At 72.3% G+C, this 25162-nt stretch carries 28 protein-coding genes and 2 pseudogenes; 19 read left to right on the forward strand and 11 right to left on the reverse strand.

The features are described 5' to 3' along the window. Positions 1-2 precede the first annotated feature (2 nt). Complete coding sequence (gene dtd / locus ACZ58N_RS21430; protein ID WP_389705089.1) at positions 3-428, reverse strand: D-aminoacyl-tRNA deacylase; 426 nt, start codon at positions 426-428, stop codon at positions 3-5. Positions 429-559: 131 nt separating this feature from the next. On the opposite strand from dtd, the gene ACZ58N_RS21435 reads away from it, so the two are divergent. From ACZ58N_RS21435 to ACZ58N_RS21445, 3 genes are all read left to right on the forward strand, one after another. Then, positions 560-1144 (forward strand): RsiG family protein, encoded by a 585-nt coding sequence (locus ACZ58N_RS21435; RefSeq protein WP_471162166.1) that lies wholly within the window; start codon positions 560-562, stop codon positions 1142-1144. 187 nt (positions 1145-1331) lie between these two features. Then, entirely contained in the window at positions 1332-2576 is a 1245-nt protein-coding gene (locus ACZ58N_RS21440; RefSeq protein WP_471162169.1) for a GNAT family N-acetyltransferase, read from the forward strand. 87 nt (positions 2577-2663) lie between these two features. Then, positions 2664-3434 carry a putative protein N(5)-glutamine methyltransferase gene (locus ACZ58N_RS21445; protein ID WP_471162172.1) on the forward strand — a complete coding sequence of 257 codons (771 nt, stop codon included), beginning with the start codon at positions 2664-2666 and terminating at the stop codon, positions 3432-3434. Positions 3435-3635: 201 nt separating this feature from the next. On the opposite strand, the pseudogene ACZ58N_RS21450 reads toward ACZ58N_RS21445, so the two are convergent. Next, positions 3636-3755, reverse strand: a pseudogene (locus tag ACZ58N_RS21450) (imine reductase family protein); the annotation flags it as partial. Between ACZ58N_RS21450 and ACZ58N_RS21455 the strand changes: the two are divergent. Further along, positions 3756-3875, forward strand: a pseudogene (locus ACZ58N_RS21455) (winged helix-turn-helix transcriptional regulator); the annotation flags it as partial. A gap of 198 nt (positions 3876-4073) precedes the next feature. Here the strand turns inward: ACZ58N_RS21455 and ACZ58N_RS21460 are convergent. Then, the gene (locus tag ACZ58N_RS21460) at positions 4074-4490 is read right to left on the reverse strand and encodes a VOC family protein (protein WP_471162175.1); all 417 of its coding nucleotides are present in this window, start codon (positions 4488-4490) and stop codon (positions 4074-4076) included. 10 nt (positions 4491-4500) lie between these two features. Further along, complete coding sequence (locus ACZ58N_RS21465; protein ID WP_471162608.1) at positions 4501-4929, reverse strand: helix-turn-helix transcriptional regulator; 429 nt, start codon at positions 4927-4929, stop codon at positions 4501-4503. A 142-nt stretch (positions 4930-5071) separates the two neighbouring features. Here ACZ58N_RS21465 and ACZ58N_RS21470 point away from each other — a divergent pair, with 142 nt between their 5' ends. The 3 genes from ACZ58N_RS21470 to ACZ58N_RS21480 all read left to right on the forward strand — a co-directional run bounded on the left by ACZ58N_RS21470 (position 5072) and on the right by ACZ58N_RS21480 (position 6591). Then, positions 5072-5512, forward strand: a complete 441-nt coding sequence (locus ACZ58N_RS21470) for a helix-turn-helix domain-containing protein (RefSeq protein WP_471162178.1) — start codon at positions 5072-5074, stop codon at positions 5510-5512. A 17-nt stretch (positions 5513-5529) separates the two neighbouring features. After that, positions 5530-6138 (forward strand): hypothetical protein, encoded by a 609-nt coding sequence (locus ACZ58N_RS21475; protein ID WP_471162181.1) that lies wholly within the window; start codon positions 5530-5532, stop codon positions 6136-6138. 114 nt (positions 6139-6252) lie between these two features. Then, positions 6253-6591, forward strand: coding sequence for a DUF2516 family protein (locus ACZ58N_RS21480; RefSeq protein WP_471162184.1), 339 nt, complete (start codon positions 6253-6255; stop codon positions 6589-6591). Between the two features lie 114 nt (positions 6592-6705). Here ACZ58N_RS21480 and ACZ58N_RS21485 read toward each other — a convergent pair whose 3' ends face one another. The 3 genes from ACZ58N_RS21485 to ACZ58N_RS21495 all read right to left on the reverse strand — a co-directional run bounded on the left by ACZ58N_RS21485 (position 6706) and on the right by ACZ58N_RS21495 (position 10502). Next, positions 6706-8004: a PP2C family protein-serine/threonine phosphatase gene (locus ACZ58N_RS21485; RefSeq protein WP_471162610.1), complete on the reverse strand. Its 1299-nt coding sequence runs from the start codon at positions 8002-8004 to the stop codon at positions 6706-6708. Positions 8005-8355: 351 nt separating this feature from the next. Continuing rightward, positions 8356-9468, reverse strand: a complete 1113-nt coding sequence (locus ACZ58N_RS21490) for a C40 family peptidase (RefSeq protein ID WP_471162187.1) — start codon at positions 9466-9468, stop codon at positions 8356-8358. Positions 9469-9689: 221 nt separating this feature from the next. After that, positions 9690-10502 (reverse strand): class I SAM-dependent methyltransferase, encoded by an 813-nt coding sequence (locus ACZ58N_RS21495; RefSeq protein ID WP_471162190.1) that lies wholly within the window; start codon positions 10500-10502, stop codon positions 9690-9692. Positions 10503-10717: 215 nt separating this feature from the next. Here ACZ58N_RS21495 and mshA point away from each other — a divergent pair, with 215 nt between their 5' ends. Together mshA and ACZ58N_RS21505 are read left to right on the forward strand one after the other, a co-directional pair. Further along, positions 10718-12097 carry a D-inositol-3-phosphate glycosyltransferase gene (mshA, locus tag ACZ58N_RS21500; RefSeq protein ID WP_471162193.1) on the forward strand — a complete coding sequence of 460 codons (1380 nt, stop codon included), beginning with the start codon at positions 10718-10720 and terminating at the stop codon, positions 12095-12097. Next, on the forward strand, positions 12090-12611 hold the full coding sequence (locus tag ACZ58N_RS21505) for a type III secretion system chaperone family protein (RefSeq protein ID WP_471162196.1): 522 nt from the start codon (positions 12090-12092) through the stop codon (positions 12609-12611). The genes mshA and ACZ58N_RS21505 overlap by 8 nt, the downstream gene beginning before the upstream one ends. 84 nt (positions 12612-12695) lie before the next feature. On the opposite strand, the gene ACZ58N_RS21510 is transcribed toward ACZ58N_RS21505, so the two are convergent. Then, positions 12696-14069 (reverse strand): MDR family MFS transporter, encoded by a 1374-nt coding sequence (locus ACZ58N_RS21510; RefSeq protein WP_471162198.1) that lies wholly within the window; start codon positions 14067-14069, stop codon positions 12696-12698. A gap of 152 nt (positions 14070-14221) precedes the next feature. Between ACZ58N_RS21510 and ACZ58N_RS21515 the strand changes: the two genes are divergently transcribed. The 3 genes from ACZ58N_RS21515 (at position 14222) to ACZ58N_RS21525 (ending at position 15953) form a co-directional block, all read left to right on the forward strand. After that, positions 14222-14983 (forward strand): phosphoglyceromutase, encoded by a 762-nt coding sequence (locus tag ACZ58N_RS21515; RefSeq protein ID WP_389705065.1) that lies wholly within the window; start codon positions 14222-14224, stop codon positions 14981-14983. An 80-nt stretch (positions 14984-15063) separates the two neighbouring features. Continuing rightward, positions 15064-15393 carry a hypothetical protein gene (locus ACZ58N_RS21520; RefSeq protein WP_471162201.1) on the forward strand — a complete coding sequence of 110 codons (330 nt, stop codon included), beginning with the start codon at positions 15064-15066 and terminating at the stop codon, positions 15391-15393. A 95-nt stretch (positions 15394-15488) separates the two neighbouring features. Continuing rightward, positions 15489-15953, forward strand: coding sequence for a hypothetical protein (locus ACZ58N_RS21525; protein WP_471162203.1), 465 nt, complete (start codon positions 15489-15491; stop codon positions 15951-15953). Between the two features lie 121 nt (positions 15954-16074). On the opposite strand, the gene ACZ58N_RS21530 is transcribed toward ACZ58N_RS21525, so the two are convergent. Both ACZ58N_RS21530 and phoU read right to left on the reverse strand, forming a co-directional pair. Beyond that, positions 16075-16224 carry a hypothetical protein gene (locus ACZ58N_RS21530; protein WP_167344738.1) on the reverse strand — a complete coding sequence of 50 codons (150 nt, stop codon included), beginning with the start codon at positions 16222-16224 and terminating at the stop codon, positions 16075-16077. Between the two features lie 163 nt (positions 16225-16387). Next, positions 16388-17065 (reverse strand): phosphate signaling complex protein PhoU, encoded by a 678-nt coding sequence (phoU, locus tag ACZ58N_RS21535; protein WP_042813786.1) that lies wholly within the window; start codon positions 17063-17065, stop codon positions 16388-16390. A gap of 197 nt (positions 17066-17262) precedes the next feature. On the opposite strand from phoU, the gene phoR reads away from it, so the two are divergent. After that, positions 17263-18501 carry a two-component system sensor histidine kinase PhoR gene (gene phoR / locus ACZ58N_RS21540; protein WP_471162204.1) on the forward strand — a complete coding sequence of 413 codons (1239 nt, stop codon included), beginning with the start codon at positions 17263-17265 and terminating at the stop codon, positions 18499-18501. Between the two features lie 5 nt (positions 18502-18506). Then, complete coding sequence (gene phoP / locus ACZ58N_RS21545) at positions 18507-19178, forward strand: two-component system response regulator PhoP (RefSeq protein WP_008743935.1); 672 nt, start codon at positions 18507-18509, stop codon at positions 19176-19178. Between the two features lie 126 nt (positions 19179-19304). Here the strand turns inward: phoP and ACZ58N_RS21550 are convergent, their stop codons facing one another. Then, the gene (locus tag ACZ58N_RS21550; RefSeq protein ID WP_471162206.1) at positions 19305-19982 is read right to left on the reverse strand and encodes a DUF461 domain-containing protein; all 678 of its coding nucleotides are present in this window, start codon (positions 19980-19982) and stop codon (positions 19305-19307) included. A gap of 554 nt (positions 19983-20536) precedes the next feature. Here ACZ58N_RS21550 and ACZ58N_RS21555 point away from each other — a divergent pair. From ACZ58N_RS21555 to rlmB, 5 genes are all read left to right on the forward strand, one after another. Further along, positions 20537-21019 (forward strand): CarD family transcriptional regulator, encoded by a 483-nt coding sequence (locus ACZ58N_RS21555; RefSeq protein ID WP_003953493.1) that lies wholly within the window; start codon positions 20537-20539, stop codon positions 21017-21019. 234 nt (positions 21020-21253) lie between these two features. Continuing rightward, a complete protein-coding gene (gene ispD, locus ACZ58N_RS21560) occupies positions 21254-22000 on the forward strand; it encodes a 2-C-methyl-D-erythritol 4-phosphate cytidylyltransferase (RefSeq protein WP_471162207.1) in 747 nt (248 codons plus the stop codon). Beyond that, positions 21990-22496, forward strand: a complete 507-nt coding sequence (ispF, locus tag ACZ58N_RS21565; protein WP_471162209.1) for a 2-C-methyl-D-erythritol 2,4-cyclodiphosphate synthase — start codon at positions 21990-21992, stop codon at positions 22494-22496. Before ispD ends, ispF begins: the two co-directional genes overlap by 11 nt. Positions 22497-22690: 194 nt before the next feature. After that, positions 22691-24091: a cysteine--tRNA ligase gene (gene cysS, locus ACZ58N_RS21570; protein ID WP_389705054.1), complete on the forward strand. Its 1401-nt coding sequence runs from the start codon at positions 22691-22693 to the stop codon at positions 24089-24091. Positions 24092-24185: 94 nt separating this feature from the next. Then, positions 24186-25157, forward strand: coding sequence for a 23S rRNA (guanosine(2251)-2'-O)-methyltransferase RlmB (gene rlmB, locus ACZ58N_RS21575; protein ID WP_471162212.1), 972 nt, complete (start codon positions 24186-24188; stop codon positions 25155-25157). Positions 25158-25162: the final 5 nt, after the last annotated feature.

Here is a 25162-nt window from a genome sequence, read left to right on the forward strand (position 1 = left end):
GCCTAGACGTCGATGACGATGGTGAACGGGCCGTGGTTGGTCAGCGAGACCCGCATGTCCGCGCCGAACCGGCCCGTCTCCACCGTCGCGCCCAGCGCCCGCAGTTGTGCCACGACCTCGTCGACCAACGGCTCGGCGACCGGGCCGGGCGCGGCCGCGTTCCAGGTGGGGCGTCGGCCCTTGCGGGCGTCCCCGTAGAGCGTGAACTGGGAGATCACCAGCAACGGGGCGTCGATGTCGCTGCAGGACTTCTCCGCCTCCAGGATCCGTACGGACCACAGCTTGCGCGCCAGCACCGCGGCCTTCTCCGGGGTGTCGTCGTGGGTCACCCCCACCAGGACGCACAGCCCTTCGCCGACGATCTCGCCGACCGTCTCCCCGGCCACGATCACGCTCGCGCCGTCCACCCTCTGCACCACTGCTCGCATACCACCTGTGTACCAGGCGTGCACCCGTCCGGGGCCGAACGGGTGCAGTGGGACTGCGTCGACACCACGGAGAGTGGCACGATGCACGCAGGCGGTGCCCCCAGCACCGGTCGAGGGGACGGATACGAACGATGAACACCTCTGGTACCTCCGCACCTGCACCCGCGTCACTCGCGTCGCCCGCCGCCGGGCGACCCCCCGCACAGCGCACCGGCGACGGCCAGGGCACGAACCCCCTGACCGGCGCCGCCACCGCGCTCGGCCTGCCGGAGCTGCGCGCGCTGCGCCGCGACGCGCAGCGCGACGAGGCCGACCTGAGCTACGTACGCAGACTCCTGCAGGGCCGCATCGACATCCTGCGCGCCGAACTGGCCCGCCGGACGGACCCCGAGACGCCGGTGGTCGACCGGCTGTCCGAGATCCTCGCCGACGCGCCGTCGAGCCGCCGGCCGTCCGCCCGTCACGTCACGCTCGGCACCCCCCACAACGAGGAGTTCCGGCTCCTGGCGGCCGAGATGCTCTCCGAGGTGGAGCTGTCCGACCTGGACGCCCGCACCGATGCCGAACTGCACGACGCGATGGGCCGTCTGGTCCGTTACGAACAGCAGGTCTCGCGGCGCCGGCAGCAGCTCCAGCGGCTGGCGGACGATTCCAGCGCGGAGATCACCCGCCGCTACCGGGAGGGCGAGGCACAGGTGGACGACCTGCTGGCCTAAGGGCTGTCGCCCGCGGGTGACGCCGGGACCTGACGCCGGGTCCGACGCCCGGCCCCGGGGCGGTACGGGACGCCTCCCGGGTGGGGCCGTGCGCGCCGGTCCCGCGCGGGCCGGCCCGCGCCCCGGCCGGGTGGGCGGCGCGTAATTCGGGCGACCCCGGCCGCCGGGGCGGTTAGCGTGAGCCGTTATGAGCGCTGACGTCCGCCCGATCACCGCGTCCGAGATCCCCGACTGGTTGCAGGCCCTGAACACCGGCTTCCTCACCGCGACCCGGGTGACGGAAACCGACGTGGCCCAACGGGCCGAGCACAGTGACCTGGCCCGCCTCCAAGGCGCCTTCGACCGGGACACGGGCCGCTGCGTCGCGAGCTTCCGGTCCTTCGCCCAGGAACTGACCGTCCCGGGCGGCGCCGTCATCCCGTGCAGCGCGATCTCCTCCGTCGCCGTGCTGCCCACCCATCGCCGCCAGGGCGTGCTGACCCGCATGATGGCCGCCGAGCTGGCGGCCTCCCGGGAGCGCGGTGACGTCCTGGCCACCCTCATCGCCGCCGAGTACCCGATCTACGGGCGCTACGGCTTCGGCCCCGCGACCTCCCTCTGCGAGTGGGAGATCGACGTACCGCGCACCGGCCTCGACCGTCGGCTGTCCGCCCCCGCCGACGGGGGCCGGATCGACCTGGTGGACGCCGCCGAGGTCCGGCGGATCGGTCCGGCCCTGCACGAACGGCTGCGGGCCACCGCGCACGGCGTGGTCGACCGGGACGCACGCTGGTGGGACGTGGCGACGGGCGCGCAGGCGATGTCGCACTCCCCCTACAAGGACAAGTTCCACGCCGTGTACCGGACGGCCGAGGGCGAGGTCGCCGGTCTCGTCGGCTACCGCGCCGACGAGCACTGGACCGCGGCGAAGACCCCGCAGAACACGCTGCGCGTCAGCGACCTGATCGCGCTCACCCCCGCCGCGGAACGGGCGCTGTGGCACTTCCTGTGCTCCGTCGACTGGGTGACCCGGGTCCGCACCGGCTACCGGGCCCCCGACGACCTCCTCCCACAGCTGCTGCCCGACCCGCGCGCGGCCGCGCTGGTGACCGCCGCCGACTTCCTGTGGGTGCGGGTGCTGGACGTCGTACGGGCACTGGCCGCGCGGACGTACGAGGTTCCCGGGGTGCTCGTCCTGGAGGTCGCCGATCCCGGCGGCCCGGCGGCGGGCCGCTACCGCCTCGACGCGGGCGCCGGCACCTGTTCCCGTACGGAGGAACCCGCCGATCTGAGGCTCGACGCCGCCGCGCTCGGCAGCCTCTACCTCGGCGACGCCTCGGCCGTCCGGCTGGCGGCGCTGGGCGAGGTGGCCGAGGAGCGGCCCGGGGCCCTGGCCCTCGCGGACAAGGTGTTCCGCACCGCGCGCCGGCCGTGGTGCCCGGACGTCTTCTGAACCGCCCGCGCGGACATCCGTACGGACATGCGTACGGACGTCCGCCCGGACGCCCGCACCCGACGACCGAAGAGGACCGAATCATCCGTGGCATCGATCGTGGAACGCCTGCGCGCCGCCGGCTGCGTGTTCGCGGAGGAGGAGGCGGACCTGCTGGTCGGGGCCGCCACCGACGACGGACACCTGGCCGGCATGGTCGCCCGCCGGGTCGCCGGGGAACCGTTGGAGCACGTCGTGGGCTGGGCGGAGTTCGGCGGGCTGCGCGTACAGGTCGGCGCGGGGGCGTTCGTACCGCGCCGGCGCACCGAGTTCCTGGTGCAGGAGGCCGTGGCGCTGACCCGGCCCGGAGCGGTCGTACTGGACCTGTGCTGCGGGGTCGGCGCCCTGGGCGCGGCCGTCGCCGCCCGGATCCCGGGCGGTGTGGAGCTGCACGCCGCCGACATCGACCCGGCGGCGCTGACGTACGCGCGGCGCAACGTGGCCCCGTACGGGGGCTCGGTCTGGGAGGGCGACCTGTACGCGGCGCTCCCGGCGGAGCTGCGGGGGCGGGTGGACGTGCTGGTGGTCAACGCCCCGTACGTGCCGACGGAGGAGATCGGCTTCATGCCGTCGGAGGCCCGCGACCACGAGCCGCTCGTCTCCCTCGACGGGGGCGCGGACGGCCTGGACGTCCATCGGCGGGTCGCCGCGGACGCCGTGCGGTGGCTGGCCCCCGGCGGGCACTTGTTGATCGAGACCAGTGCCCGACAGTCGCCGGTGACGGCCTCCGCCCTGACGTCGGGCGGGCTCGCGGTCAGGGCGGTCACCTCGGAGGAGCTGTACGCGACGGTGGTGATCGGGCGGGCGCCGGTGGGCTAGGACCTGTCGTCGAACTCCCGTCTGCCTCGCGGTGTCCGGCAAGGCCGCCCTCCGGGCGACAACGGGACTTTGACGACAGGCCCCAGGGCACCGGGCCGGGGGGATGTCGGCGACCCGTGGCGCCTCAAGGAGCTCGACCTGAGGTCCTTGGAGCTCTGAGCCGGCCGGTTCACCGCCCCACGGGCCGCCCCGCCGGCCGCCTCAGCGACGCCCGAGGACCTCGGCGATCCGGACGAAACCGTCCGTCCCGTGGCCGAGCCCGACGGCGCGGCGGGCCATGCCCTCGGCGGCGCGCATCACGCCCGCGTCGATGCCGTGCCCGAGTACTCGCTGACGGACTTCGGCCGCGAGCTCTCCGAGGCCCTGGCCCCGGTTTCCGACTGGGGCCACCGCCGTCTGGAGCGGCTCACCGGGGCCGCCGGGGAACGCCCGGCCTCCTGATCCCCCGTTTCCGCCGCACGCGCATGCCCCCGCTCTTCTTCCCGGCCCGCTTCCGGGCGGCCCCTCGTGGCCGCCCGGAACAAGCCTGGCCCGGGCGCGGGGGCATGCCAAGTACCCACTAAAAGGTGGGTACCGGGCCCTGTCGCCGACGTCGAGCCGGTGGCGACCCCCGGGAAGGGCCGTCGCAGGTGGGGTCGGCTACCGCTTTCGGGGCTGGTTGAACCGGAGCATGTTGCCCGCCGGGTCCCGGAAGGCGCAGTCGCGTACGCCGTACGGCTGGTCGACCGGCTCCTGGAGGACCTCGCCCCCGGCCGCCCGGACCCGTTCGAAGGTGGCGTCGACGTCGTCGGTGCTGAAGATGACGCCGCGCAGCATGCCCTTGGCCAGCAGTTCCGCCATGGCCTGCCGGTCGGCGGCGGAGGCGTTGGGGTCGGCGAGCGGCGGTTCGAGGACGATCTCCACGTCCGGCTGCGCGGGGGACCCGACGGTCACCCACCGCATGCCCTCGAACCCGACGTCGTTGCGGACCTCCATGCCGAGGACGTCACGGTAGAAGGCGAGCGCCTTGTCGTGGTCGTCGACGGCGATGAAACACTGCGAGAGCTTGATGGTCATGCCCTCGACGTTACGAGCCGCCGCCCGTTCCCGCTTCTCCGTTCGTGACCGGTTCGCGGTTCCCGCCGGCGGCACCGCTCCGGGCCGGTCCGCCGGTCCTGGCCGGGCGGGTGGCGACCTTGGCCACGCAGGCGGGGATCGCGGCGCCCGCGTCGTGGCAGCGGGCCCGGTAGGCGCTCGGCGTCTCGCCGACCAACTCGGTGAAGCGCGAGCTGAACGAGCCGAGCGAGGTGCAGCCCACCTCGAAGCAGACCTCCGTCACGCTCAGGTCCCCCCGCCGCAGCAGCGCCTTCGCCCGTTCGATGCGGCGGGTCATCAGGTATCCGTACGGCGTCTCGCCGTAGGCGGCCCGGAAACTGCGGGAGAAGTGCCCGGACGACATCAGGGCGACGCGGGCGAGCGCCGGCACGTCGAGCGGCCGCGCGTACTCCCGGTCCATGGCGTCCCGGGCCCGCCGCAGCCGGGCGAGATCCTCCAGATTCACGCCCCCAGCATCCCACGCGGGCCCGGTCCCCGAGCAGGGTGCGCGCTATTGCAAGCAGGCGCTTGCAATAGTTAGCAGGGTGCGGCAGGATCGGGGCATGGCATCGCTCAACGTCGGAAACCTCGGCGAATACCTCCGCGACCAGCGGCGGCAGGCCCAGCTCTCGCTGCGGCAGCTGGCCGACGCGGCGGGGGTGTCGAACCCGTACCTGAGCCAGATCGAGCGCGGGCTGCGCAAGCCGAGCGCGGACATCCTCCAGCAGCTGGCCAAGGCGCTGAGGATCTCCGCGGAGACGCTGTACGTGCAGGCCGGAATCCTGGACGAACGGGACCGCGACGAGGTGGAGACGCGAGCCGTCATCCTCTCCGACCCGTCGATCAACGAGCGGCAGAAGCAGGTGCTGCTCCAGATCTACGACTCGTTCCGCAAGGAGAACGCGCTGGACGTCGAGGCGGCCGCCGACGCGGCCCCCGGCCCGGCAGCGGACTCCGGTGCCATTGCCGACGACGGGGACCTGCCCCCTACGAACCGACTGTGATCCGGGAGGACCAGCACATGGCCATCGCCGATGACCTGAAGAAGACCCTCACCGACCCCACCCCCCTCTACTTCGCCGCGGGCACCGCCGACCTCGCCGTCCAGCAGGCGAAGAAGGTGCCCGGCCTCATCGAGCAGCTCCGCGCCGAGGCCCCCGCGCGGTTCGACGCCGTCGTGAACACCGACCCGAAGGTCGTCCAGGGGAAGGCCAAGGAGGCGCAGGAGGCGGTCACCGCCAAGGTCGCCGAGGTCTTCGGGGCGATCGACCCGAAGAAGCTGGGCGAGACCGCCCAGGACCTGGCGCTGCGCGGCGTCGGCGTGGCCGCCGAGTACGCGGTGCGCGCCAAGGAGACCTACGACAAGGTCGCCGTGCACGGCGAGCAGACCGTCCGGGCGTGGCGCGGCGAGATCTCCGACGACATCGTGGACCTGGCCGACGTCGTGGAGCCCGACCCGAAGACGGAGCCCGCGCAGAAGGCGGAGCCCGCGCCGGAGTCCCGGACCGAGGAGGCCAAGGCTTCCGACGCCAAGGCTTCCGACGCCGAGGAGAAGCCCGCCGCGAGGAAGACCACGGCCCGCAAGAGCACGGCCAAGAAGGCTGCCGCGACGGCCGGCGGCGAGGCCTGATAGACGGGTTCGGACCGGGCACCTGAGGGGTGCCCGGTTCGTTGTCGTTTGGGAAGACGGCTCCGGCGGTAGCGTGGAGTCAGGCGTGCCGGACGGGAAAAGGCGGTTGGGACGATGCTCATGCAGGGTTTCGACGAAGGGGTGCTCCCGCTGTTCGGCTACGCCATGCTGGCGCTCGCCGTCGTGGCGTTCGTCATGGCGCTGATGCCGAGCGCGCAGGCCTACACGGCGGCCGACAAGCAGACGAAGACCTTCTGGCTGGTCATCCTGGGCGTCACCGTCCTGGTGGACTTCCTCCTGGCGATGCTCTTCCTGCAGATCGCCGGCCTGGTGGCCACCATCGTCTTCTTCGTCGACGTTCGCCCCGCGCTCAAGCAGGTCACGGGTGGCGGCAAGCGTCGCGGGGGCAGCAGCAGCGACGGCCCGTACGGGCCGTACAACGGTGGCCGGTAGCGGGAGGCGGTGACGGCCCGCCGGCGGCGCGTGCGCGCGGCCGTCGGTCGGCCGGCGGTCCCGCCGCCCGGGTCTCCGGTCCGTTGCTCCGGTCGGGCTCCGGTCCGGTTCTGCTCAGCCCTCGTTGCGGGAGAGCAGGACGACGGCGACGTCGTCGGTGAGTTCGCCGCCGTTGAGGCGGCGGGCCTCCGTCACGGAAGCCTCCAGCAGCCCCTCGCCGGTCAGGCCGCGGTCCAGGTGACGGTTGATCATCTCGACCATGCCGTCCTGCCCGAGGCGCTCCTTGCCCTCGCCGATGTGGCCCTCGATCAGGCCGTCGGTGTAGAGCATCAGGCTCCAGGTGCCGCCCAGTTCGACCTGGCGGCGGGGCCAGCGGGCGCGGGGCAGCAGGCCGAGCGCCGGGCCGCTGTTCTCGTACGGCAGGAGCCGCGCCGGTCGACCCGGCCGGGATATCAGCGGGGCGGGGTGCCCGGCCAGGCACAGACCCGCGCGGCGGCCGTCCGGGGCGATGTCCACGGTGCACAGCGTCGCGAAGATCTCCTCGCAGGGGCGCTCCACTTCGAGCACCTCCTGGAGCGTGGAGAGCAGGTCGTCCCCGCACAGGCCGGCCAGGGTCAGGGCGCGCCAGGCGATGCGCAGCTCGACGCCGAGGGCCGCCTCGTCCGGGCCGTGGCCGCAGACGTCGCCGATCATCGCGTGGACGGTGCCGTCGGGGGTGCGGACGGTGTCGTAGAAGTCGCCGCCGAGCAGGGCCCGACTGCGGCCGGGCCGGTAGCGGGCGGCGAAGCGGAGGTCGGAGCCCTCCAGCAGGGGAGTGGGCAGCAGGCCCCGCTCCAGGCGGGCGTTCTCCTGGGCCCGCAGTTTCGATTCTGCAAGTTTGTACTGGGCGGTGTCCGCCCGCTTTCTCTCCACGGCGTAGCGGATGGCGCGGCTGAGGAGCCGGCCGTCGAGCTCGTCGCGGAGGAGGAAGTCCTGGGCGCCGACGCGGACGGCCTCGGCTGCGCGCTCGGCGTCCGCCTCGGAGGTCAGCACGAGGACGGCGTGGCGCGGGGCCAGACGCAGCACCTGGCGCAGGGTCGCGAGACCGTCCTCGGTGTCCGCCCCGGGCAGCGACAGGTCGAGCAGCACGCAGTGCACGTCGGGGGTGAGCAGTCGCGCGGCCTCGGTGAGGTTGCGGGCGCTGCGCAGCCGGATGCGGTGCCCGTCGGCGTCGAGGATCTCGGGGACGGTGAGTCCGCCCGCGGGGTCGTCCTCGATCACCAGCAGGGTCAGGGACGCCTGTGGTGCGGGGGCCGGTGTGGGGGCCGGCATGGGGGCAGGGCCCGGGCCGGGCGTCGCGGGGGTGACGGAAAGAACCGCCGGACCGCTTTCCACGGGCGGGGTGTTCCGCTGCCGCGGTACGGGTACGGACATCGTCTCCGGTTCCTTCCCTCCCCCCGAGGGTGCGCTCATGCGCCGACCCTAGCGGGCGGGTGGCGGCGAACGGAATGGCGGTTCGGGGGAGGGCCTCCGTCATATGCCGTTATCGCGGGGGATAAGCGGGCCGATGGATGACCAACGTCACGGAACCCCCACAACCCCGCCCCGCTCACCGAGACCCGCGCCCCACGGTCGAAACCCCGGTCGGACCGCCGTACGTGACGTCCCACACCCCGGATCCGCGCCCCTCCCACCGCTCTTGTGCGTGATGCCGCACACTTCCGGGCGCCGGGTCCCGGCAGGACCCCGCGCGCGTGACGCCGAACACCCTCACGCGGCCGGGGCCTACGCGTCGGGGCGGACCACGGCCTTGATCGGCATCGAGCCGACGCCCGCCATCGTCACGTTCCGCCCGGGGCGGGGCGCGTGGATCATCGCGCCGTCCCCGACGTACATGGCGACGTGGCTCGCGTCGTCCCAGTAGATGATCAGGTCACCGGGGCGTATGTCCTTCATCGCCACCTTCGGCAGCAACCGCAGCTGCTCCTGCGAGGTGCGCGGGATGGCCTTGCCCGCCGCCAGCCAGGCCTGGGAGGTCAGGCCGGAGCAGTCGTACGAGCCCGGGCCGGTGGCGCCCCACACGTACGGCTTGCCCATCTGCGCCGTCGCGAACTGCACGGCCCGCTTCCCGGCGTCCGTCGCCGAACCCTTCGCGTCCTTCAACGCGCCCGTCGACAGCCACTGCGTCTGGGCCTTGTACTGGGCTTCCTGCTCCAGCTGGAGCAGCCGGGCCTTCTCCTCGGCCTCCAGCTTGTTCTCCAGCTCCTCCGCCGCCTTGATCTTCCCCTCGATCTCCTTCTTGGCGGCTTCCTGCTTGGCCCGGTTCTCCTCCATCTTCTGCCAGAGCGCTCCCGCGTCCTTGGCGTACCGCTCCAAGTCGGCCTGGGTCCGGTTCAGTTCGGACAGCAGGTCCGTGGTGGCCTTCTCGCCCTGCCGCAACCGGTTCGCCCCGTCGAGGAACTGGCCCGGGCTGTCGCTCAACGCCAGCTGCGCGCCCGGCGGCAGGCCGCCCGAGCGGTATTGGGCGCGCGCCGCGGCGCCCGCGCGGGACTTCAGGCCGGAGATCCGGTCCTGGCCGGCCACGACCAGCTTCGCGATCTCCACGATCCGCTCGGACTGGGCCTTGGTCTCGCTCTCCGCGAGGTTGTACGCGTCCGTGGCGCTGCCCGCCTGCCGGTACAGCCCCTCTATGTCCTTGCGGATCTCCTCCAGCGACTTGGTGCCGGGCGCCGCGGGCGGGGTTGCCGGCGCCGAGGGCGCGGGGGACGGGACGGGGGTGGCGGGGGCCGCGTACGCGGTGCCCCCGGCGATCGCGGGGGCCGCCAGTATCGCCATCGCGCACAGCACTGTCAGGGCCGACGCCCCGTGCCGACGCGACGCTCGCTTCACGGTCCCCATGGCTCCCCCAGGCGCCCCGAGTCCGACCGGACGTCGGGTGCCTCACCCGACATCAGATCTGACTATTCATCAGTAACTTGTCACTGTCTCCGGGATGGTGCCACGACTCCGTGAATTCCAACACCCTTCCGGGTCACGGTCCGATCATGACCGGCCACGCCCCGCCCACCCCTGCCGACTCAACGGCCCGCCCACGGCGCCGGTTCCCCGTCCGGAGAGGTTCACCCCGCCGGGCGCAACGCCTCCCACCGCACCGTCAGTTCCCCCTGCCTCCAGCGCACCGGACCGTCCGCCAGCGGCCAGTCGGCGGACAACGCCCGCGCCGTCCGCATCCACCGCTGCCGCGCCCCGTACGAGGCGTACGGGGCCGAGGCCGCCCACGCCCGGTCGAAGTCCCGCAGGAACGCGTGGACCGGCTCGCCCGGCACGTTCCGGTGGATCAGCGCCTTGGGCAGCCGCTCCGCCAGGTCCGACGGGCGCTCCAGGGAGGCCAGCCGCGCCGCGAAGGTCACCGTGCGCGCCCCCTCCGGCCCGAGCGCCACCCACACGTGCCGCCGCCCGATCTCGTCGCACGTTCCCTCCACGAGCAGCCCGCCCGGGGCCAGCCGCGCGCGGAGCCGCTCCCACACCTGGGCGACCTGTTCCTCGTCGTACTGCCGCAGCACGTTCGCCGCGCGGATCAGGGCCGGCCGCTCGCCCCCGTCCAACGGCACCTCGAAACCGCCGTGCCGGAAGCTCAGCCCCTCCCGCTCGTACGGCTTGGCCCCCGCGACCCGCGCCGGCTCGATCTCGATGCCGACCACCCGCACCGCCGGCGCCGCCTCCCGCAGCCGCGTCAGCAGCTCCACCGCCGTCCAGGGCGCCGCCCCGTACCCGAGGTCCACCGCCACCGGCGCGTCCGCCCGCCGGAGCGCGGCTCCGTGCGCCGCCGCGATCCAGCGATCCATGCGGCGCAGTCGATTCGGGTTGGTCGTCCCCCGCGTCACGGTGCCCACGGGGCGCTTCGGGGGCGGTGGAGTGCTGCGGGAGGCCATGCGCCGAGCCTAAGCGGAGGGCCGTCGTCGGATAAAAAACCGGTAAACAGCGAAGGAAGTCCGCCCGCCCCGGAATGCGGGCGACGGCCGTCCGGGTTGCACTCCTTGCAGGGCGCCCACAGCGCCCCCGCAGCCATGCCGCCCCGCGGGGCGGCCCGCCACCACCGTCCGAGCGCGTCGTCCAGCGCGTCGTCCGAGCGAGAGGAACTGCTCCCTTGAGCCAGTACGTGTCCCGTCTCGGCAGCCTCAGCGGACGCCTCTCCGCCGGTCGCGGCACCCGCAACGACACGCCGCGACTGCGCCTGCCGGCCGTCGGTCACCACCGCAAGCCGCGCCGCGTCGCCATGCTCAGCGTGCACACCTCACCGCTGCACCAGCCCGGGACCGGCGACGCCGGTGGCATGAACGTGTACATCGTCGAGCTCGCCAAGCGCCTCGCCGCGATCAACATCGAGGTCGAGATCTTCACCCGGGCCACCACCGGCGGCCTGCCGCCCGCCGTCCAGCTCGCGCCCGGGGTCCTCGTACGGCACGTGGACGCCGGCCCCTACGAGGGCCTCGCCAAGGAGGAGCTGCCCGCCCAGCTCTGCGCCTTCACCCACGGTGTCATGCAGGCCTGGGCCGGTCACCGCCCCGGCTACTACGACCTCGTCCACTCCCACTACTGGCTCTCCGGCCACGTCGGCTGGCTCGCCGCCGAACGCTGGGGCGTCCCCCTCGTCCACGCCATGCACACCATGGCCAAGGTCAAGAACGCGGCGCTCGCCGTCGGCGACACCCCCGAGCCGGCCGCCCGCGTCATCGGCGAGACCCAGATCGTCTCCGCCGCGGACCGCCTCATCGCGAACACCGCCGAGGAGGCCGACGAGCTCGTGCGCCACTACGAGGCCGACCCGGGCAAGGTCGCCGTCGTGCATCCCGGCGTCAACCTCGACCGCTTCACCGTCGCCGACGGCCGCGCCGCCGCCCGGGCCCGCCTCGGACTCCCGCAGGACGCCGTGATCCCCCTCTTCGCCGGCCGCATCCAGCCGCTGAAGGCCCCCGACATCCTGCTGCGGGCCGTCGCCGAGCTGGTCGGTCAGGACCCGTCGCTGCGCCGCCGCCTCTTCGTCCCCGTCGTCGGCGGTCCCAGCGGCAGTGGCCTCGCCAAGCCGGAGGGGCTCCAGAAGCTCGCCGCGAAGCTGGGCATCGCCGACCTCGTGCACTTCCACCCGCCGGTGGACCAGGACCGGCTCGCCGACTGGTTCCGCGCCGCGTCCGTGCTGGTCATGCCGTCGTACAACGAGTCCTTCGGGCTCGTCGCCATCGAGGCCCAGGCGACCGGCACGCCCGTCCTCGCCGCCGCGGTCGGCGGCCTGCCCGTCGCCGTCAACGACGGGGTCACGGGCATCCTCGTACCCGGCCACGACCCGGTCGACTACGCCCGCGAGCTGCGACGCTTCGTCGACGAACCGGGGCTGGCCGACATCATGGGCGGGCAGGCCGCGCGGCACGCGCAGTTCTTCGGCTGGGACACCGCCGCCAGCGGCACCGCCGACGTCTACACCGCGGCCATGCATGATCATCGCCGTCGCGTACGCTCCCACCATGGCTGACACCGCCGCGATCATCGAGAGCGTCCTGACCGACGCCGAGCTGGACTGGGAGAGCCGCGAACCGGGCTCGTACGTCGTCCAACTCCCCGGCACCCGCAAGCTGAGCACCACCTGCTCCCTGCGCGTCGGCAAGCACTCCCTCTCCGTCAACGCCTTCGTGATCCGCCACCCGGACGAGAACGAGGCCGGCGTCCACCGCTGGCTGCTGGAGCGCAACCTCAAGCTGTACGGGATGGCCTACGCCGTCGACCCGCTCGGCGACGTCTACCTGACGGCCCGCCTCCCGCTGTCCGTCATCACCCCGGACGACCTCGACCGACTGCTCGGCACCGTCCTGGAGGCCGCCGACGGCGCCTTCAACACCCTGCTGGAACTCGGCTTCGCGGGCGCGATCCGACGCGAGTACGAGTGGCGGGTCTCCCGCGGCGAGTCGACCCGCAACCTGGACGCCTTCAAGCACCTGACCGGTCCGTCCCGCGAGGCGGACGCGGCGCCCCCGACGCCGGGGGCGTGACGGCGCCGGTCACCCGACGCCCCCGCCCGGAGCCCGGTCGCGCGCCCGGTCGCGCGCCCGGAGGCCGCCCCGCCCGGAGCCCGGCTACGCCGCCGGCACCGCGGTGACCGGCTTCGCGGCGTCGACCGACTTCCCGTCACCCGTGCCCGCGACGGCGACCGCGTCGATCACGAGCCCCTGCTCGCCCTTCCCGACGCCCGCTGGCCCGCCACCGTCGCCGCTCCGCCCGCCCGTCCCGTCGGACCCGATGCCCTGCGGCAGGTTCCGCATCAACAGCCAGTACCCCAGCGCCGCGACCGTCCCCAGTACCCCGGTGGTCGCCCACAGCCAGTTCGCACCCAGCCGGTCCATGACGATCCCGGCCATGAGCGGGGCCACCAGCGAGGCCACCGCCCACGACATCGTGTACATCCCCTGGTAGCGCCCCCGCCCGTGCACCGGCGACAGCCGCACGACGAGCCCCATCTGGATCGGCGAGTTCACGATCTCCGCCAGCGTCCACACGCAGACCGTCAGCGCGTACGCCCACAGCGGCCCGGCGAAGGCCGTCATCGCGAACCCGTACCCCGCCAGCAGCGCCGAGGCCACCAGCAACTTGCGCGGGTCCCGGTGCTCGATGAACCGCGTCACCGGGATCTGGAGCACCACGATCAGCAGCCCGTTGGCCGCGATGACCAGGCCGTACTCGGCCGGCGAGAAGCCGGCCGCACCCATCGCCACCGGCAACCCCACCGAGCCCTGCGTGAAGATCAACGAAATGACGAAGGACAGCCCGACGACCCCCATGAACCGGCCGTCCCGCAGCACCGTCCCCATGCCGACCTCCGGCTCGGGGGCGACCCCCTGCCCGACGGCGCTCCGCTCCGGCCGCGACTCCGGCAGCTTCACGTACACCAGCACCGCGCACGCCAGCGTCAGGGCCGCCTCGCCCAGGAACCCCGCCAGGTAGCTGTACTCGGCCACCAGTCCGGCCACCGCCGCGCTGATCCCGAAGCCGAGGTTGATCGCCCAGTAGTTCAGCGCGAAGGCCCGTACCCGGTCCTCGGGCCGGACGATGTCCGCCATCATCGCCGACACCGCCGGCCGCGAGGCGTTCGAGGTCATCCCGACCAGCATCGCCACCGCCGCGATCGCCGCCGGATGCTCCATGAACCCCAGCAGGGCCACCGAGAACGCCGTCGACGCCTGTGCCACCAGCAGCGTCGGACGCCGACCCAGCCGGTCGGTCATCACCCCCGCCACGAGCGACGACATCACCCCGCCCAGCCCGTGCAGGGCGACCACGAGTCCCGCGAAGGTGGCCGAGTAGCCCCGGTCCAAGGTCAGGTACAAGGTCATGAAAGTGGCGACGAAGGCCCCGAGCCGGTTCACGAGCGTGCTCGCCCACAGCCACCAGAACGCCCTCGGCAGACCCGACACGCTCTCCCGGGCAGCCCGTCTCAAACTCTCAACGGACATAAGGATCCCCCCGGGATATGTAAGTGTCTCCTGACGTCTCGGCACATTACGATCCACGATCCTTGGACGGCCACTCAATTGTCACCATCCGTCAATCGAAGGCGGCCCACACCGCGCGCGAGCGCCCCGGGGAGTCCACTAGGCTCGTACACATGGCCGACGCACCGTACAAGCTGATCCTGCTCCGTCACGGCGAGAGCGAGTGGAACGCGAAGAACCTGTTCACCGGCTGGGTGGACGTCAATCTCAACGAAAAGGGCGAGAAGGAGGCGGTCCGCGGCGGTGAGCTGCTCAAGGACGCCGGCCTGCTGCCCGACGTGGTGCACACCTCGCTCCAGAAGCGCGCGATCCGCACCTCCCAGCTCGCGCTGGAGGCCGCCGACCGCCACTGGATCCCGGTGCACCGCTCCTGGCGCCTGAACGAGCGCCACTACGGCGCCCTCCAGGGCAAGGACAAGGCCCAGACCCTCGCCGAGTTCGGCGAGGAGCAGTTCATGCTGTGGCGCCGCTCGTACGACACCCCGCCGCCGGCCCTTGAGGACGGCACGGAGTTCTCCCAGTCGGGCGACCCCCGCTACGCGACGATCCCGCCGGAGCTGCGTCCGCGCACCGAGTGCCTCAAGGACGTCGTCGTCCGGATGCTGCCGTACTGGTACGACGGCATCGTCCCCGACCTCCTCGCGGGCCGCACCGTCCTGGTCGCCGCCCACGGCAACAGCCTCCGCGCCCTGGTCAAGCACCTGGACGGGATCTCCGACGAGGCCATCGCCGGCCTGAACATCCCGACCGGCATCCCGCTGGCCTACGAACTGGACGCCGCGTTCAAGCCCCTGAACCCGGGCGGCACCTACCTCGACCCGACCGCCGCCGCGGCCGCCATCGAGGCCGTCAAGAACCAGGGCAAGAAGAAGTAGTCCCCGCGATCACGCCTCCCGCCCCGCGCATACGGCGCGGGGCGGGAGGCGTTTTCACGTGCCTGCGGGAAGTGAGCGCCATGCGTCGAAGGCCCGTGCTGTGTGATGCCTGCGCGCTCCTGCGGCGGCGTCGCGATCCCGACTCCCGGAACACGGCCGACCGGTACGTCGCCACCTGTGCCGCCTTCCCGGAGGGCATTCCCGGCGACATCCTTCCCGGTGGGTTCGATCACCGGCGTCCCCATCCCGGGGACGGCGGGGTGATGTTCGAGCCGAGGGAGGGCAAGGAGAGGATCGTGGCCCTCTACGAGGCCACCGTGCCGCAGGAGCGCAGGGCGCGGGTCCCGACGGCGGCGCGAGGCGAGGAGCCCGGAGCGTCCGGCCCCGCACCCGGATCCGCCCCCACGTGAAGTGCCGTTTCGGCGTTGAAGTTGATCGGCCGTACGGGTGATCGATTCGTTTCTGCGCTGGGCCGGGGAGGCGGTACGGGGCTAGAACCGTGGCCATGATCAAGAACTTCGTGCGGCGCGGTCTCCCCGCGCTCGTCCTCGCCCTGCTGCCCGCCATGGCCTCCGTGCCGGCCGCCGACGCCGCTCCGGCCGCGCCCGCCGGTGCCGCCGCGTCCGTCGCGCGCAGCGACGCGCACTTCCACGCCCCCGCCACCCTCCGCAAGAACCAGGCGTGGACCTCCGGCAACGGCCGGGCCGTCCTGCGCGTGCAGGGCGACGGGAACTTCGTCCTCTACAAGGACGGCAACCCCGCCTGGCAGGCCCCCAACGTGTGGCCCAAGGCCGAGACCGCCGTCATGCAGGAGGACGGCAACTTCGTCGTCTACGACCGCTCCGGCAACCCCGTCTGGGCCGCCGGCACCTGGAACAGGGGCCGCTACCTGGCCGTCCAGGACGACGGCAACGTCGTCGTCTACGACGGAAGTGGTCGACCGGTCTGGGCGACCAACACCGGCGACTGAACCCGGCGGCGGGCGACCGAACCCGGCGGCGGGGGCCGTCCGGGAACCGGGGCCGGCGCGCGGAAAGGCGAAGGGCCCCTCCCCGGGACACGGGAAGGGGCCCTTCTGGAACGGACGGGGTTCAGCCGCCGCACTGGCAGGGCGCACCGGACTGGCAGCCGCAGCCGCAGCCCGATCCGCAGCCGCAGGCCGCGAGCAGGGGCAGGCGCAGCGGCTCGGGCCGCGGCGGCTGCTCCTGTTCCGGGGTGATGGGGACGGGGGAATCGGGCATGGATCCTCCTCGTGGGGGCACGCACGGCAGGTCGTACGAGTACGCGGTTGCGGTTGCCTTCGCCCTCATTCATGCCCAGCCGCACGGGCGCGTCAACGGCGCATTGAAGCGAGCCGCCGCACAAGGGGTCGAACGGACCCGCCGCCGCCCCGCGCCCCGGCCCTCAGACCCCGTCGACCTGCGTCGGCTGCTGGAGCTCGTCCGCGTGCTCACCCGTCACCAGGTAGACGACGCGCTTCGCGACCGACACCGCGTGGTCCGCGAAGCGCTCGTAGTAGCGGCCCAGCAGCGTCACGTCGACCGCCGTCTCGATGCCGTGCTTCCAGCGGTCGTCCATCAGGTGCTGGAACAGCGTGCGGTGCAGCTGGTCCATCTCGTCGTCGTCCTGCTCCAGCTGGAGTGCCAGGTCGACGTCCTTCGTGATGATGACCTCGGCCGCCTTCGCCATCAGCCGCTGCGCCAGCTGCCCCATCTCCAGGATGGTCGCGTGCAGGTCGCGCGGCACCGCGCGGTCCGGGAAGCGCAGCCGTGCCAGCTTCGCCACGTGCTGGGCGAGGTCGCCGGAGCGCTCCAGGTCCGCGCTCATCCGCAGCGACGTGACGACGATGCGCAGGTCCGTGGCGACCGGCTGCTGGCGGGCCAGCAGCGCGATCGCGCGGGCCTCCAGGTCGTGCTGGAGGTCGTCCACCTTCTGGTCGGCTGCGATGACGCTCTCCGCGAGCTTCAGGTCGGCGTCGAGCATGGAGGTGGTGGCCCGCCCGATCGCGGAACCGACGAGCCGGGCCATCTCGACCAGGCTTTCTCCGATCGAGTCCAGTTCCTCGTGGTACGCGTCCCGCATTGGTGTCCCTCTCTCGCCGACTCGCCTACTGCTGCGTGGCTTCCTGCCCCACGTTGACACGTTCGGCCCTGAACGCGTCCGACTCCGACACCACAAGTGAATCAACCCCGTCGCCAGGGTGAACTCTGGGCGACGACTGTTCGAGGTGCCACCCGAACGGCTGTGGAAGTGCCGTCGTGCCTGCTTAACCTGGATGCATGGACGTGAACGCGGCGGTCGCCGCAGCTGCAGCGATCGCCGGTCTTTGCACCGGTGTGATCGCGATGCTGGCGTTCCGCTGGAGCGAGCGCGACCAGGCCCGCCCCACCCGGAGCTCCATGCGCCCCGACATCAACGCGGTGCTCCCGCCCGGCGTGGACACGGTGCTCTCCGTGCTCCGCTCCTCCGCCGTCGTCCTCGACGAGGGCGACGCGGTGGTCAAGGCCAGCTCGGCGGCGTACGCCCTCGGCCTGGTCCGCGGCGGCAAGCTCGCCGTGGAACCGATGCTCCACATGGCCCGCGACACCCGCCGGGACGGGGAGATACGACAGATCGAACTCGACCTGCCGCGCCGCGGCACCGGCCGCGGCGAGGCCCTCGCGGTCTCGGCGCGCGTCGCCCCGCTGGGCTCCCGGCTCGTGCTGCTGCTCGTCGAGGACCTCACGGAGGCCCGCCGCATCGAGGCGGTGCGCCGTGACTTCGTCGCGAACGTGTCGCACGAGCTGAAGACCCCCGTGGGCGCGATCTCCCTGCTGTCGGAAGCGGTCATGGACGCCTCCGACGACCCCGAGGCGGTCAGCCGCTTCGCGGGCCGCATGCAGATCGAGTCGGCCCGTCTGATCAACCTCGTACAGGAACTGATCGACCTCTCCCGGGTGCAGAACGACGAGGCCCTGGAGGACGCCGAGCCCGTACGCGTGGACACGCTGGTGGCCGAGGCCATCGACCGCTGCCGCCACACGGCCACCTCCAAACAGATCACCATGGCCGCCGGCGGCACCGCCGACCTGCGGGTATGGGGACACCGGGGGCAGCTGGCCGCAGCTCTCGGCAACCTGGTGGAGAACGCCGTCAACTACAGCCCGGCCCGCACCCGCGTCGGCATCGCCGCGCGCCGGGTGACCGCGCCGGGTGGAGACTTGATCGAGATAGCCGTGACCGACCAGGGCATCGGCATCCCGGAGAAGGACCGCGAGCGCGTCTTCGAGCGCTTCTACCGCGTGGACCCGGCCCGCTCCCGCGCCACGGGAGGAACCGGCCTCGGCCTCGCGATCGTGAAGCACGTGGCGGCCTCGCACGGCGGGGAGGTGTCGGTATGGAGCTCGGAGGGCCAGGGCTCCACGTTCACCCTGCGACTCCCCGAGGCACCCGCGCCGGCGCCCGCGCCGGCCACCGCACCCGCCCGACCCCTGCCCGAAACAGAACCAGTCATCCCTGCCCCGGAGGTCCTTCCGTGACCCGAGTGCTCGTCGTCGAGGATGAGGAATCCTTCAGCGACGCCCTGTCCTACATGCTCCGCAAGGAAGGCTTCGAGGTCGCGATCGCGGCGACCGGGCCCGACGGGCTCGACGAGTTCGAGCGCAACGGCGCCGACCTCGTCCTCCTCGACCTGATGCTGCCCGGCCTGCCCGGCACCGAGGTCTGCCGGCAGCTGCGCGGCCGTTCCAACGTTCCCGTGATCATGGTGACCGCCAAGGACAGCGAGATCGACAAGGTCGTCGGGCTGGAGATAGGAGCCGACGACTACGTCACCAAGCCCTTCTCCTCGCGGGAGCTGGTCGCCCGCATCCGCGCGGTCCTGCGCCGCCGCGGCGAGCCGGAGGAGGTCACGCCGGCGGCCCTGGAGGCCGGTCCGGTACGGATGGACGTCGACCGGCACGTGGTCACCGTCGGCGGGGGCAAGGTGGACCTCCCGCTGAAGGAGTTCGACCTGCTGGAGATGCTGCTGCGCAACGCGGGCCGGGTGCTCACCCGCATGCAGCTCATCGACCGGGTGTGGGGCGCGGACTACGTCGGCGACACCAAGACCCTGGACGTCCACGTCAAGCGCCTGCGCGCCAAGATCGAACCGGACCCGGGCGCGCCGCGCTACCTGGTGACGGTCCGCGGCCTGGGCTACAAGTTCGAGCCGTAGACACCGGGGCGCCGCGCAACCGAAGCGGCGCGCCGCACCACGGTGCCCGCACCGACAACGGGGAAGGCCCCCAGCCGCATCGGCTGGGGGCCTTCCCCGTGTACGTGGCGCGTTCCGCGCCGGGCCTCAGTGGCCCGCGCTGTGCGAGGCGGAGCCGGACGGCTTGCCCGACGGCGCGCCCGCGGCGCCCGAGGGCGAACCGGACGGGGATCCGGACGGTGCGTTCGCCGGGACGCCGGAGGGCGAACCCGAGGGGGAGGCGGACGGGCCGGCGGAGGGCGCTGCCGGGGCCTCGGTCGGGCCGTAGCCCGCGTACATCCCGGAGGCCGGCACGATGAAGGCCTGGAGCGGGACGTCGCCGGTGCTGCTCAGGTCGAAGACGACCTCCTGCACGTTGCCGTCCTCGACGGCCGTGCGGCCGCCCTCGATCACGGCGGAGGCGTTGCCCTTGCCGCCCAGCACCACGGAGCCGCCGGCGGGCACGGTGATCTTGCCGGTGCCCTCCGCCGCCTTCAGGACGACCTTGGACTTGCCACCCTTGAGGGTGATGCCCTCCAGGGTCTGCGGCTTGGTGCCGTTGTTGAAGACGGTCGCGGAGACGACGGCCGGACCCTTCTTCTCCTTCTCCGCCTGGGTGATCACCAAGGCGTTCTGGATCTGGATGTCGCCCTTGGTGGTGGCGGCGTTGTCCGGCTTGATCTGGAGAGTCTGAGCGTCGTTGCCCGCACCGCACGCGGCGAGCGAAGCGATCGAGAACACGACGGCAGAAGCGGCGAGGGCGCCGCGTCGAAGGCTGCGGCTCACGGCGGCGGCAACTCCTAGGACGTACGGACGGAAGGGTGGACGCTCGGGACGGCCGAGGTAAAGCCGCCCTAAGGGTGTGTCAGCGCGCTTAGGTTACCGAGCCGCCGCCCCGGCCCCGCACCCGACCCTCCGCAGCGGACGCGCGGCCCTGGACGGCGTCGGCGATCTTGCATTCCGGATAACGCCGGCGGGCCGCCCGGTGATCAATTGCGGGATTCCCTCGAACGCGACTCCGTGATCAATTGCGGATTGGGCCGGATCCCGCTCCGTACGGGTGGCCGCCAGTCGAACGGAGTACTTCGGTTTCCGGCTTCCGAACCCGGCAAAACGGGACGTACGTCACTCCTGTGGACTCGTCCGCCAGGTGTAACGTGGTCGTTTCGCCCGGTCCGCACAACACCTCCGACCTGCGAATACCCCCCTCCGGAAGCCCTTCGCAGCACGTTCGTGTCGCTGTTGTCAAGCCCCGAGATGTGCCCTGACCTGCGAAAACGCCATTCATAACAGTCAGTTCTCGTGTTACCCTGGATAGCCACGGAAGGGGTACCTGTCACATGACGTTCAAGGTTGGCGACACCGTGGTCTATCCCCATCACGGGGCCGCGCTGATCGAGGCCATCGAAACTCGCCAGATCAAAGGCGTGGACAAGACCTACTTGGTGCTCAAGGTCGCCCAGGGCGACCTGACGGTTCGTGTGCCTGCGGACAATGCGGAGTTCGTCGGCGTTCGCGACGTAGTCGGCCAGGACGGGCTGGACCGGGTCTTCGAGGTGCTCCGCGCACCGTATGCAGAAGAGCCGACGAACTGGTCCCGGCGCTACAAGGCAAATCTGGAGAAGCTCGCTTCTGGCGATGTCATCAAGGTCGCCGAAGTGGTGCGTGACCTGTGGCGTCGTGAGCGCGAGCGCGGACTCTCCGCGGGTGAGAAGCGCATGCTCGCGAAGGCTCGCCAGATTCTCGTCAGCGAGCTCGCGCTCGCGGAGAACACCAACGAGGACAAGGCTGAGGCCCTCCTCGACGAGGTTCTCGCGTCCTGACGCGAAAACCGTACACAGTTGTGCCGCGGTGCCCGATGACAAGCTCTCTCCTCCACGAGGGAGCTGTTGCCGGGCGCTGCGGCATGTCTGTACCCACACCTTTTTTCTTGGCGTGCCGGGTTCGGGCAGCCCTGCTCGACCGGTCGTCACGGAAGGGGCGAGGGGCGTCGCACCCGGCACGCTTCAGGCCATACCCATGTCGGCCGAAGTCACAAACCTGGCTCGGAGCTACTGATGTCTGACGAATCGCGTCCCCACCGCACGGCCGCCGTCATCCCGGCCGCCGGCCGCGGGGTACGCCTCGGCCCCGGTGCCCCCAAGGCCCTGCGGGCCCTCGGCGGGACGCCCATGCTCATCCATGCCGTCCGCGCCATGGCCCGGTCCCGAGCCGTGTCCCTCGTCGTGGTCGTCGCCCCCTCGGACGGGGCCGCCGAGGTGCGCCGGTTGATGGACGAGCACGCGCTGCCCGAGCGCACCGAGGTCCTGGTCGTCCCCGGCGGGGAGACCCGCCAGGAATCGGTGCGCGCCGGACTGGACGCGCTGCCGCACGACGTCACCTCCGTACTGATCCACGACGCGGCCCGCCCGCTCGTCCCCGTCGACACCGTGGACAGCGTCATCGAGGCCGTCCGTGACGGCGCGCCCGCCGTCGTCCCCGCCCTGCCGCTGGCCGACACCGTCAAGGAGGTCGAGCCGGGCGGGCCCGGCGAGCCCGAGCCGGTCGTCGCCACCCCCGAGCGGGCCCGGCTGCGCGCCGTCCAGACCCCCCAGGGCTTCGACCTGGGGACGCTGCTGCGCGCGCACCGGGAGATCGCCGTCCTCGGCGAGGGCGCCACCGACGACGCCGGCATGGTGGAACGCCTCGGAGTCACCGTCGTGACCGTCCCCGGCCACGAAGAGGCCTTCAAGGTCACCCGTCCGCTCGACCTCGTCCTCGCCGAGGCCGTACTCGCCCGCAGGAGGGCCACCGATGCCTACTGACCCCGCCGCCGCGCCCGTGATGCCCCTCGTCGGCATCGGCACCGACGTGCACGCCTTCGAGGCGGGCCGCGAGCTGTGGTGCGCCGGTCTGCTGTGGGAGGGCGAGGACGGCCTCGCCGGGCACTCCGACGGTGACGTCGCCGCGCACGCCGCCTGCGACGCCCTCTTCTCCGCCGCCGGCGTCGGAGACCTCGGCGCCCACTTCGGCACCTCCCGTCCGGAGTGGTCGGGAGCCTCGGGCGTCACCCTCCTGGCGGAAGCCGCCCGCATCGTCCGGGCCGAGGGCTTCGAGATCGGCAACATCGCCGTGCAGGTGATCGGTGTCCGCCCGAAGGTCGGCAAGCGGCGCGAAGAAGCGCAGAAGGCGCTCTCGGCCGCGGCGGGCGCCCCCGTCTCGGTGTCCGGCACCACCACCGACGGTCTGGGCCTGACCGGCCGCGCCGAAGGGCTCGCCGCCATCGCGACCGCCCTCGTCCACCGGACGAGCCGGGCCTGAGCCCGGGCCCCGCCGGGCAGGTGTCCGGCCGGGGCCGCGCCCGCGCGCCGGCGGAGCGCATCCGGCACCAACCGGGAAAACCACCCGTACGGGACTCGGTGCGCGCCCCGTCGGCGCCGCTCCGGCGGCAAACCCCACCCCCGGGCCCCCAAAGGGTCGCGGGGCACTGCTGGAGGCGCACTACCCTGGATGCCGTGACTATTCGCCTGTACGACACCAGCGCCCGGCAGATCCGTGACTTCACCCCGCTCGTTCCGGGCTGTGTCTCGATCTACCTCTGCGGCGCGACCGTGCAGGCCGCTCCGCACATCGGCCACATCAGGTCGGGCCTGAACTTCGACATGATGCGCCGTTGGTTCGCGTACCGCGGCTACGACGTGACCTTCATCCGCAACGTCACGGACATCGACGACAAGATCATCGCGAAGTCCGCCGAGCAGCGCCGCCCCTGGTGGTCCATCGGTTACGACAACGAGCGCGCCTTCAACGACGGCTACTCCGCCCTCGGCTGCCTCCCGCCCACCTACGAGCCCCGCGCGACCGGACACGTCACCGAGATGGTCGAGATGATGCGCGGGCTCATCGAGCGCGGCCACGCCTACGAGTCCGAGGGCAACGTCTACTTCGACGTGAAGTCCTTCCCGGGCTACCTCTCGCTGTCCCGCCAGGAACTCGACAACATCCGCCAGCCGGAGAGCACCGGCGAGACCGGCAAGCGCGACGCCCGCGACTTCGCCATGTGGAAGTCCGTCAAGCCCGGCGAGCCCTCCTGGGAGACGCCGTGGGGCCGCGGCCGTCCCGGCTGGCACCTCGAATGCTCCGCCATGGCGCACAAGTACCTCGGCGAGGCCTTCGACATCCACGGCGGCGGCCTGGACCTGATCTTCCCGCACCACGAGAACGAGATCGCCCAGGCCAAGGCCTTCGGCGACGAGTTCGCGAAGTACTGGGTGCACAACGCCTGGGTCACCATGTCCGGCGAGAAGATGTCCAAGTCCCTCGGGAACTCGGTCCTCGTCTCCGAGATGGTCAAGCAGTGGCGCCCGATCGTGCTGCGCTACTACCTCGGCACCCCGCACTACCGGTCGATGATCGAGTACAGCGAGGAGGCACTGCGCGAGGCGGAGTCCGCCTTCGCCCGCATCGAGGGCTTCTACCAGCGCGTCATCGAGAAGGCGGGCGGTCCCGTCGAGGCCGCGGCCGAGGTGCCGCCGGCCTTCGCGGAGGCGATGGACGACGACCTGGGCGTCCCGCAGGCGCTGGCCATCGTCCACACCACCGTCCGCCAGGGCAACAGCGCGCTCGCCGCCGACGACAAGGACGCGGCCATCGCACGCCTGTCGGAGGTACGGGCCATGCTCGCCGTGCTCGGCCTCGACCCGCTCGACCCGCACTGGGCCGGCGAGTCCGACCGGGGCGAGGACCTCCACGGCGCCGTGGACACCCTGGTGCGCCTCGTCCTGGAACAGCGCGAGTCCGCCCGGGCCCGCAAGGACTGGGCGACCGCCGACGCCATCCGCGACCAGCTCCAGCAGTCCGGCCTCGTCGTCGAGGACGGCCCGACGGGTCCGCGCTGGACGCTCGGCCCCCGCTGAGCCCCCGGAGCAGTCCGACTGTGCCGCCCGGCGCTCCGGGCGGCACACTCTTCATACGTACATATCGCAGCATCAACGAAAACAGGTAGAGGTCATGGCCGGGAACAGCCAGCGCAGGAACCGCCGCACGTCCAACAAGAAGGGCGCCACGGTCGGCAGCGGTGGCCAGCGGCGCAAGGGCCTGGAAGGCAAGGGCCCCACGCCCAAGGCCGAGGACCGCAAGAAGCACAAGGCGAACCGCATCGCGGGCGCCATGGCCCGCCAGGCCGCCAAGCGCCGCCCGGCCCCGCGCCGCGGCGGCCCCAAGGGCACCAGCGAGATGGTCGTCGGCCGCAACCCGGTCTTCGAGGCGCTGCGCGACGGCGTCCCCGCCACCACCCTCTACGTCCAGCAGTTCATCGACAACGACGAGCGCGTCCGCGAGGCCCTCCAGCTCGCGGCCGAGCGCGGCAACATCAACCTGATGGAAGCCCCGCGCCCCGAGCTCGACCGTATGACCAACGGGCTCAACCACCAGGGCCTGGTCCTCCAGGTCCCGCCGTACGAGTACGCGCACCCGGAGGACCTCACGGCCGCCGCGTACGACAACGGCGAGGACCCGCTGATCGTCGCCCTCGACGGCGTCACCGACCCGCGCAACCTCGGCGCCATCGTCCGCTCGGTGTCCGCCTTCGGCGGGCACGGCGTGGTCGTCCCCGAGCGCCGCGCGGCCGGCATGACCGCCGGAGCCTGGAAGAGCTCGGCCGGCACGGCCGCCCGTACCCCGGTCTCGCGCGTCACCAACCTGACCCGCGCCATCCAGGACTACAAGAAGGCGGGCATCGCCGTCGTCGGCCTCGCCGCCGAAGGCACGCACGAGGTGCAGGACCTGGAGGCGCTCGGCGGTCCCGTCGTCATCGTCGTCGGCTCCGAGGGCAAGGGCCTCGGCCGCCTCGTCGGAGAGAACTGCGACTACCTGGTGCGCATCCCGATGCCGGGCGGCGCCGAGTCGCTGAACGCCGGTGTCGCGGCGGGCGTCGTCCTCTACGAGGCGGCCCGCCGCCGCGCCGACCGCGGCCGCGCCTGATCATC

This window comes from Streptomyces sp. NPDC040432 (genome assembly GCF_055595445.1).